Here is a 9,123-nt window from a genome sequence, read left to right on the forward strand (position 1 = left end):
GTTGCTGTGGGGGGGGGGGGGCGAGCTGGAGCTCAGGGGAGCCGGAGCTCCCGAGGCATCAACAGCTGCAACAGCAACAGCGAACCTGGGCAGCGCACAGGAACCCACGAATGGGGGTCCGGGTGGCGGCTGAGGGCGCTGACATGGCTACAAGAAGACCGGGTGGGGGGCCGGACTGTCAACCCAATGTCCGATTTGGTGGAAAAGTTTCACCTCATCCGGTTACCGTGCCCGGAGAAAGGTTTGTGCAGTCGGTACCAGGGGATGTGGCGCTTCGAGTCGCGCCGCAGTCCGCTGTGGCGGCTCCCAAACCCGAAAAGCCGTGCGATGTCGCCCTGTGGCTGAAATGTGATCTGCGCCGCTTCTTCGGCTGGATCGGAACCCCACCACAGAGTGACGCGTCGACTACGGGGGAGGGGGTGCCGCAAGTGACACGTGTGGCAGACGTGTGGCATGTGTCACGATTTTTGGCGATATGAACACTTTCTGCATAGGCTTGGTTCCGCAGAGTGAATAAGGGGCCCAATAGCAGATCTCGGCTTGACTGCGCTGGAGCCCCGCACTTGTAATTTCACTCGTGTCGTTACGTAGCGATGAGTGACGGCATGACCACGGGGACGCACAGACAGAGCGAGGGGCGCACATGACCGAGCTGGTTCAGGAACTGCTGGTCGAGGAGGCGGACGAAGAGCTCGGATGGCAGGAGCGAGCTCTCTGCGCCCAGACCGACCCCGAGTCCTTCTTTCCCGAGAAGGGCGGCTCGACCCGCGAGGCCAAGAAGGTCTGCCTCGCCTGCGAGGTCCGCTCCGAATGCCTTGAGTACGCCCTCGCCAACGACGAGCGATTCGGCATCTGGGGCGGCCTGTCCGAGCGCGAGCGGCGACGCCTGAAGAAGGCCGCCGTCTGAAGCGCCCTCGGCGCGCACCGAACGGCGCCCACGGCAGGGCCCACGGCAGGGCCCGCGGTACCGCCCACGACATATCCGACGACATATCCGACGGCATATCCGCAGACCCGTCCGGTGGCCCGCCCGAAGGCGTAGCCGCCTGTGCACCCGGCCTCACGCACGGCAGCGGCCGCAGTGCACGCATCGGACGTACCGGCACAGAACGCAGTGCGGCGAACGGCACGAACAGCACGGCATCGAGCAGAGCAAACGGTCCGCCTCCCGCACCTTCCCCGCAGGAGGCGGACCGCTGTGTTCCCAGCCGTTAGGGTGGGGCGCTGTCCAGCAGCCTCCGAGGGCACACCACCCCCGGACCCCCGGCCGGAGGGCCCGTACCGCGATGTCCCTGCACAGCCAGTCGAGCGCCTCCCACCAGGCTGCCGCCGCACCAGAGTTCCCCCGGCACGTCGTCACCGCGGTCCTCGTCGCCCACGACGGCTCCCGCTGGCTGCCCCGGACCCTCGCCGGTCTCCTCGGCCAGGAACGCCCCGCCCAGAGCCACATCGCCGCCGACACCGGCAGCGCCGACGACTCCGCGCGCCTGCTCGGCGAGGCCCTCGGCGAGGACCGCGTCCTGCACCTCGCCCGCCGCACCGGCTTCGGCGCCGCCGTCGACGAAGCCGCGCGCACCGCCGGCACGCTGACCCCCGAGGAACTCCCGTACCTCAAGCGCCCCTCCGGCTGGGACCCCGTCAGCCGCACCTGGCGCGACGACACGTACGACCTCCCCGACCTGCCCCACGGCGAACCCGTCCAGTGGCTCTGGCTGCTGCACGACGACTGCGCACCCGAGCCCGACGCACTCGCCGAACTGCTGCGCGTCGCCGACGAGAACCCCGACGCCGGCGTCATCGGCCCCAAGCTGCGCGGCTGGTACGACAAGAAGCAGCTCCTCGAAGTCGGCGTCACCATCGCCCGCAGCGGCCGCCGCTGGACCGGCCTCGACCGGCGCGAACAGGACCAGGGCCAGCACGACCAGGTCCAGCCCGTCCTCTCCGTGTCCAGCGCCGGCATGCTGATCCGCCGCGACGTGTACGACGCCCTCGGCGGCTTCGACCGCCGCCTGCCCCTCATGCGCGACGACGTCGACCTGTGCTGGCGCGTCCAGAGCGCCGGGCACAGCGTCCTCATCGCCCCCGACGCCGTCCTGCGGCACGCCGAGGCCTCCGCCCGCGAACGCCGCACCGTCGACTGCGTCGGCCGCTCCGCCGCCAGCCCGCACCGCGTCGACAAGGCCGGCGCCGTCTACACGATGCTGGCCAACAGCCCCGGCCGCGCCCTCCCGTACGTCCTGCTGCGCATCCTCTTCGGCACCGTCCTGCGCACCCTCGCCTACCTCGTCGGCAAGGCACCCGGACAGGCCGTCGACGAGATCACCGGCCTCCTCGCCACCCTGCTCCGCCCCGGCCGGATCCTCGGAGCCCGCCGCCGCAGAGGCCGCGCCGCCGTCTCCGCCAAGGAACTGCGCCCCCTCTTCCCGCCGCCCGGCGCCAGCCTGCGCGCCAACGCCGAACAGCTCGCCGGCTACTTCGGCGCCGACGGCGACACCGAGAACAGCAACGCGGGCCGGCACGGCGGAGCCGTCGAATCGGGACCCGGCGGAGACGACGCCGACTACCTGCACGTCGAGCAGTTCGCGCGCCTCAAGCGGATCGCCCGCAAGCCCGGGCCCGTCCTCTTCGGCCTCCTCCTGCTCGTCTCCCTCATCGCCTGCCGCTCCCTCCTCGGCGGCGGCTCCCTCATGGGCGGAGCCCTGCTCCCCGCCCCGGACAGCGGACTCGACCTCTGGCGCGTCCACGCCGACGACTGGCAGCCCGTCGGCACCGGCACCACCGCCGGAGCACCGCCCTACCTCGCCGTCCTCGGCGCCCTCTCCACCCTGCTCCTCGGCTCCACCGACGCCGCCCTGACCCTGCTGCTCGTCTGCTCGGTCCCGCTCGCCGGACTCACCGCCTACTTCGCCTCCCGGCCGCTGGTCGAATCCCGGCTGCTGCGCGCCTGGGCCGCCGTCGCCTACGCCTTCCTCCCCGCCGTCACCGGAGCCCTCGCCGGAGGCCGCCTCGGCACCGCCGTCCTCGCGATCCTGCTCCCGCTCATCGCCCGCTCCGCCGTCGCCGCCTTCGGCTTCGGCGAGGACGAGGGCAGTTGGCGCTCCGCCTGGACCTACACCCTCCTGCTGACGCTGGCCACCGCCTTCACCCCCGTCGTCTGGCCGCTCGCCGCCCTCCTCGGAACCGCCGCGCTGGTCCTGCGCCGCGCGCAGTGGAAAACGTACGGACCACGCCTCCTCGCGACGCTCGGCGTCCCCCTCCTCGTCCTCGCGCCCTGGTCGCTGAGCCTGCTCACCCACCCGGCGAACTTCCTGCGCGAGGCCGGACTGCCCTACGGAGCCGGCTCGGCCACCGGCCTGGACCTGCTCGGCATCAGCCCCGGCGGCCCCCGGACCGCCGGCGGCCTGATCCTCCTCGGCGTCGTCCTCGCCGCCCTGGCCGCCCTGCTGCGCGCCGACCGGCAGTTCGCCGTCCGCACCGCCTGGGCCACCGCGCTCGCCGCGCTCGTCCTCGCTGTCGCCGGTGGCCTCGTCAACCGCACCACCTGGGCCGGCCCCGCCACCCTCGTCTACGGACTCGCCCTGCTGGCCGCCGCCGCCATCGGAGCCGACGGGGCCAAGGACCGCGTCGCCGCCCGCAGCTTCGGCTGGCGCCAGCCCCTCGCCGCCCTGATCGCGCTCGCCGCCGCCGTCGGCCCGCTCGCCGGCGCGGCCGGCTGGATGCTCGGCGGAGCCGCCGGACCGCTGGAGCGCCGCGACCCCGTCCAGGTCCCCGCCTTCGTCGCCGAAGAGAGCGGCACCCGCGACCAGGCCCGCACCCTCGTCATCGGCGCGGACTCCCCGGCCGCCCTCTCGTACAGCCTGGTCCGCGGCTCCGGCGGCCGCCTCGGCGACGCCGAACTCGCCGAGGCGGCCGGCAGCGACACCCGCCTCGACAAGGTCGTCTCCAGCCTCGTCGCCGGCTCCGGCGCCGACCAGACCGACCAGCTCGGCGGCTTCGCCATCCGCTACGTCCTGGTCCGCGACGGCGCCCCGCAGGAGATCGGCCGCGTCCTCGACGCCACCCCCGGCCTCAGCCGCCTCAGCAAGCTCGAAGGCAGCGCCCTGTGGCGCGTCGACCGGCAGGTCTCCCGCGCCGTCATCGTCTCCGGCAAGCCCGGCGAGGCACCCATCCCCGTCGCCTCCGGCCCCGTCGAGGCCCACACCAAGATCCCGGCGGGCGAGGCCGGACGCGTCCTGCGCATCGCCGACCAGGCCGGCCCCGGCTGGCAGGCCACCCTCGACGGCAAGCCGCTCAAGGCCAAGACGCTCGACGGCTGGGCGCAGGGCTTCGAACTCCCCGCCGCCGCCGGCGAGCTCGACCTCGTCCACGAGGACTCCCTCACCCGGACCGCCTGGCACTGGGCCCAGGGCCTGCTCGCCCTGGTCCTCCTGGTGATGGCCCTGCCGGGCCGCCGCGCCCGCCTCGACGACGACCTGCCCGAGGAGGAGGCCCCCGCCGAGGAAGCCGGCGAAGGCCGCCGGGCCCGCCGCCTGCGCGAGCAGTCCGAGCCGGAGGCCGAAGCCCCCGCGGAGGCGGCCGTCGCGGCCGACCCGTACGCGCAGATCCCAGCGCAGCAGACGTACGGCGAGGACGCGTACGCCTACCAGCAGCCGGCGTACGGAGACCAGAGCGGCTACTCCTACGGCGGCCAGGAGCCGCAGCAGCAGTACGACCAGTACCCCCCGTACGAGCAGCAGCAGCCGCAGCAGCAGTACACCGGGCACCCGGGCGCACCGTACGAGCAGCCGTACCAGCCCCACCAGCCGTACCCGCCCTACCAGCAGCAGCCGGAGCCCTACAACGGCTCCGACGGCTACGACCCCTACGGCCAGCACGACGGACAGCAGGGCGGGCAGCACGCCCCCCGTCCGGACGGGAGCCCCCAGCAGTGAAGCAGCGCGTACCCCTCACGCTCGCCGCCGTCACGGTCGCCCTGGCCGCCGTCACCGGTCTCGCCACCCTCACCGCACCGGCCGCCGACGGGGCCTCCGCGGCCTCGGCGGGCAAGCCCGCGGCCCGGATGCCGGTCGAGCGGTCCCTGCTGGTGTGCCCCGCGCCCAGCACCTCCGACATCGCCGAGACCCTGTACACGGCGATCACCCCCGGCGCGGCCGCCCCGGGAGGCACGGGCACGGCCCGGCTGCTCGGCGCGACCAAGGAAGCCAAGGTCGTCCTGGAGCTGAAGGAGCCCGGCAAGCCCGTGGGCGCCAAGGCCTCCGGCGCCGAGGCCCCCGCGCTCAGCGGCGTGGCCGACGGGTTCCTCGCCCCCGGCTGGAGCGCGCAGCAGACCACCGTGGTCTCGGTCGGCCGTACGCGCGGTCTGCTCGGCGTCGGCTGCACCCCGCCCGGCACCGACTTCTGGTTCCCCGGCGTGAGCACCGCCAAGGGCCGCGAGGACTACGTCCACGTCACCAACCCCGACGACACCGCGGCCGTGGTGGACATCAAGCTGTTCGGCCCGGACGGCACGGTCAAGGCCGAGGCGGGCACCAGCGAGAACATCCGCATCGACCCGAAGTCCAGCAAGGCCATCTCCCTGACCTCCCTCGCCCCCGGCGTACAGCTCGCGGACGTCACCGCCCACGTGACCACCCGCGCGGGCCGCGTCGGAGCCACCGCCCAGGCGGGCGAGGAAGGCGTCGGCTCCGACTGGCTGCCCGCCTCCGTGGACCCGGCGGGGACCCTGGTCCTGCCCGGCATCCCGGCGGATGCCACCTCCGTACGGCTGGTCGCCTTCGCCCCCGGCGAGGAGGACGCGGACCTCAAGCTGAAGCTGGCCGGACCGACCGGCTCGATCAGCCCCGCGGGCAGCGAGCAGCTCCACGTCAAGGCCGGCATGACCGCGAGCCTCGACCTCAAGGACGTCACCCGCGGCGAACCGGGCTCCCTCGTCCTGTCCCCGGCCGACGGCAAGCAGCCCGTCCCGGTGGTGGCGGCGCTGCGGGTGGTCCGCGGCAGCGGCGCCAAGCAGGAGACCGGCTTCATCCAGGCCGCCGCCCCCGTGGGCGCGCGGGCGACCGTCGCGGACAACCGCCCCGAGGAGAACGCCACCCAGCTGTCGCTGACGGCCCCGCCCGGAGCCGACGCGACGGTCAAGGTGACGGCCTCACCGGGCACGGACGGCGGCGAGCCCGCCTCCCAGGACGTCACGGTCAAGGGGGGCACCACGCAGACCCTGACCCTCGCCCCCGCGGGTGGCAAGGGCACCTACGCCCTCACGGTGGAAACCGTCTCCGGCGGCCCCGTCCACGCGTCCCGCACCCTGACGGTCCCGCGCGACGGAATCCCGATGTTCACGATCCAGACCCTCTCGGACGACCACTCCACGGTCTCGGTCCCCAAGGCCACCCAGGACCTCTCGGTCCTCACCCAGTAACCGGCGTTCGAGGACCGGGGTCTCGCCTTTCAGCCGTCCGGCGTTTGAGGACCGGGGTCTGGGGCTCCGCCGGCGTTTGAGGCGCGGGTCCGGGCAGCGCCCGGGGAACGGTGGAAGGGCGGGTAGGGGACAGCCCCGCAGGGCTGCCTCCCGCACCCCGCCACGGACAGGACGGCGGGGCAGGACCTCCGCAGGAGGACGACGGGCCGGGCAAGCTCCGAAAGGGACGGACTAGTCCGACCCGTACCGCGGATCCACCGTCTCCGGCGACAGTCCCAGCAACTCCGCGACCTGCTCCACCACGATCTCGTGCACCAGCAGCGCCCGCTCGTCCCGCGACTTCGCCCGGATCTCCACCGGCCGCCGGAACACCACGATCCGGGCCGGCCGCCCGCCGCCGGCCTCCGCCAGCGCGCCCAGCGGCACCGCCTCGTCGTTCCAGCCGGCCTCCGCGCCACCCGGCGGACCGGGCACGTCGCCGATCATGAACTCCACCTCGGCCAGTTGCGGCCAGCGCCGTTCCAGCCGCTCCACGGAGTCCCGTACGAGGTCGCCGAAGAGCTCCCCCCGGCTCGCCGACAGCGGTACCTGGGGAGGGGCCACCGGCCCGCGCATCCCGCGCCCGTGCCGGTCGCGCCGCCGCACCCGCGGCTCACCGGCGGGGGAGCCGCCGGGCAGGGAGGCGGCAGGTGGCGCGGGAGGGGGAGGCAGAGTGCTGTCCGTCACCCCCGCAGGGTAGCCCGCACATCCGCGCCGGGGCGGGGGAGATCGGACGACACGGGGGAGCGGCCGCGGGAGAGTCGTCGCGGCCTGGTCAAGAGTGCGGTACCGTCCAACGTCGTGAGCCTTGTACGTCGCTGTTCGCGCACCGCGTGCGGCCGCCCTGCCGTCGCGACTCTGACGTACGTCTACGCCGATTCGACCGCAGTTCTCGGCCCGCTCGCCACCTACGCCGAACCCCACTGCTACGACCTCTGCGCCGAGCACTCGGAGCGCCTGACCGCCCCGCGCGGCTGGGACGTCGTACGCCTCACCGACGGGTCGGCGCCCTCGCGTCCCACTGGTGACGACCTCGAAGCCCTCGCCAACGCCGTACGCGAGGCGGCCCGTCCGCCGGAGCGCGCGGCCGGGGCCGGCGGCGCAGGTCAGGGAGGTCCCACCACCGGGGAGACCCGCCGCGGACACCTGCGCGTCCTGCGTTCGCCGGATTCCTGACATTCGGCCGATCTGAAAAGCCGCACTGCGTCCACGGTAGGTTTGCCTCACCGCACATCACCTTCAGGAGGGCAGGCAGTGGCCACCGATCTTTCGAACATCGTCAAGGCGTACGACGTACGGGGCGTCGTGCCGGACGAGTGGGACGAGCACCTGGCAGAACTGTTCGGTGCCGCCTTCGTCGAGGTGACCGGTGCCCCGGCCATCGTCATCGGCCACGACATGCGCCCCTCTTCCCCGGCCCTGTCCGGCGCCTTCGCCCGCGGCGCGGCCGCCCGCGGCGTCGACGTCACCCTCATCGGGCTGTGCTCCACCGACCAGCTGTACTACGCCTCCGGCAAGCTGAACCTGCCCGGCGCGATGTTCACGGCCTCGCACAACCCGGCGCAGTACAACGGCATCAAGCTCTGCCGGGCCGGCGCCGCCCCGGTCGGCCAGGACACCGGCCTCTCCACCATCCGCGAGCTCGCCGAGAAGTGGAGCGACGAGGGCGCCCCGGCGATCCCCGCCGGCACCGTCCCGGGCACCGTCACCGAGCAGGACACCCTCACCGGGTACGCCGACCACCTGAAGGGCCTGGTTGACCTCACCGCCGTCCGCCCGCTCAAGGTCGTCGTCGACGCGGGCAACGGCATGGGCGGGCACACCGTCCCCACCGTCTTCACGGGCCTCCCGCTGGACCTGGTCCCCATGTACTTCGAACTGGACGGGACCTTCCCGAACCACGAGGCCAACCCCCTCGACCCGAAGAACATCGTCGACCTCCAGGCCCGCGTACTGGCCGAGGGCGCCGATCTCGGCATCGCCTTCGACGGCGACGCCGACCGCTGCTTCATCGTCGACGAGCGCGGCGAGGGCGTCTCCCCGTCCGCGATCACCGCCCTGGTCGCCGCCCGCGAGCTGGCCCGCAACGGCGGCACCGGCACCGTGATCCACAACCTGATCACCTCCTGGTCCGTGCCCGAGGTCGTCCGCGAGAACGGCGGCACCCCGGTCCGCACCCGCGTCGGCCACTCCTTCATCAAGGAGGAGATGGCCAAGTCCGGCGCCATCTTCGGCGGCGAGCACTCGGCGCACTACTACTTCAAGGACTTCTGGAACGCGGACACCGGCATGCTCGCCGCGCTCCACGTCCTGGCGGCCCTCGGCGGCCAGGACGGCCCCCTCTCGGCCCTGGTCTCCTCCTACGACCGCTACGCGGGCTCCGGCGAGATCAACTCGACCGTCGCCGACCAGACGGCCCGCCTCGCCGCCGTCAAGGCCGCCTACGGCTCCGCCGAGGGCGTGACCCTGGACGAACTGGACGGCCTCACCGCGACCAGCACGGACTGGTGGTTCAACGTCCGCGCCTCCAACACCGAGCCCCTCCTGCGCCTGAACGTGGAGGCCCGCGACGAGGCCACCCTCGCCAAGGTCCGCGACGAGGTCCTGGCCCTCATCCGCGCGTAGAACTTCAGCCTCTGCGGGTTGGATCACCAGCTCCGCTGGTGATC

The 9,123-nt window shown here is 73.3% G+C and carries 6 protein-coding genes; 5 read left to right on the plus strand and 1 reads right to left on the minus strand.

Features of this window, described 5'->3' with window-relative positions:
- Positions 1-643: 643 nt before the first annotated feature.
- From AC061S_RS43770 to AC061S_RS43780, 3 genes are all read left to right on the plus strand, one after another.
- Positions 644-907 carry a WhiB family transcriptional regulator gene (locus AC061S_RS43770; protein WP_112450237.1) on the plus strand — a complete coding sequence of 88 codons (264 nt, stop codon included), beginning with the start codon at positions 644-646 and terminating at the stop codon, positions 905-907.
- Positions 908-1,286: 379 nt separating this feature from the next.
- Positions 1,287-4,931 (plus strand): glycosyltransferase family 2 protein, encoded by a 3,645-nt coding sequence (locus tag AC061S_RS43775; protein ID WP_478691463.1) that lies wholly within the window; start codon positions 1,287-1,289, stop codon positions 4,929-4,931.
- Positions 4,928-6,415, plus strand: coding sequence for a DUF5719 family protein (locus tag AC061S_RS43780; protein WP_478691464.1), 1,488 nt, complete (start codon positions 4,928-4,930; stop codon positions 6,413-6,415). Before AC061S_RS43775 ends, AC061S_RS43780 begins: the two co-directional genes overlap by 4 nt.
- 231 nt (positions 6,416-6,646) lie before the next feature.
- On the opposite strand, the gene AC061S_RS43785 is transcribed toward AC061S_RS43780, so the two are convergent.
- Positions 6,647-7,141, minus strand: a complete 495-nt coding sequence (locus tag AC061S_RS43785; protein WP_478691465.1) for a metallopeptidase family protein — start codon at positions 7,139-7,141, stop codon at positions 6,647-6,649.
- A 114-nt stretch (positions 7,142-7,255) separates the two neighbouring features.
- Between AC061S_RS43785 and AC061S_RS43790 the strand changes: the two genes are divergently transcribed.
- Positions 7,256-7,630, plus strand: a complete 375-nt coding sequence (locus AC061S_RS43790; RefSeq protein WP_266878044.1) for a DUF3499 domain-containing protein — start codon at positions 7,256-7,258, stop codon at positions 7,628-7,630.
- A 78-nt stretch (positions 7,631-7,708) separates the two neighbouring features.
- Positions 7,709-9,079: a phosphomannomutase/phosphoglucomutase gene (locus AC061S_RS43795; RefSeq protein ID WP_478691466.1), complete on the plus strand. Its 1,371-nt coding sequence runs from the start codon at positions 7,709-7,711 to the stop codon at positions 9,077-9,079.
- Positions 9,080-9,123 lie beyond the last annotated feature (44 nt).

The sequence above is a fragment of the Streptomyces sp. CA189 genome, assembly GCF_056428985.1.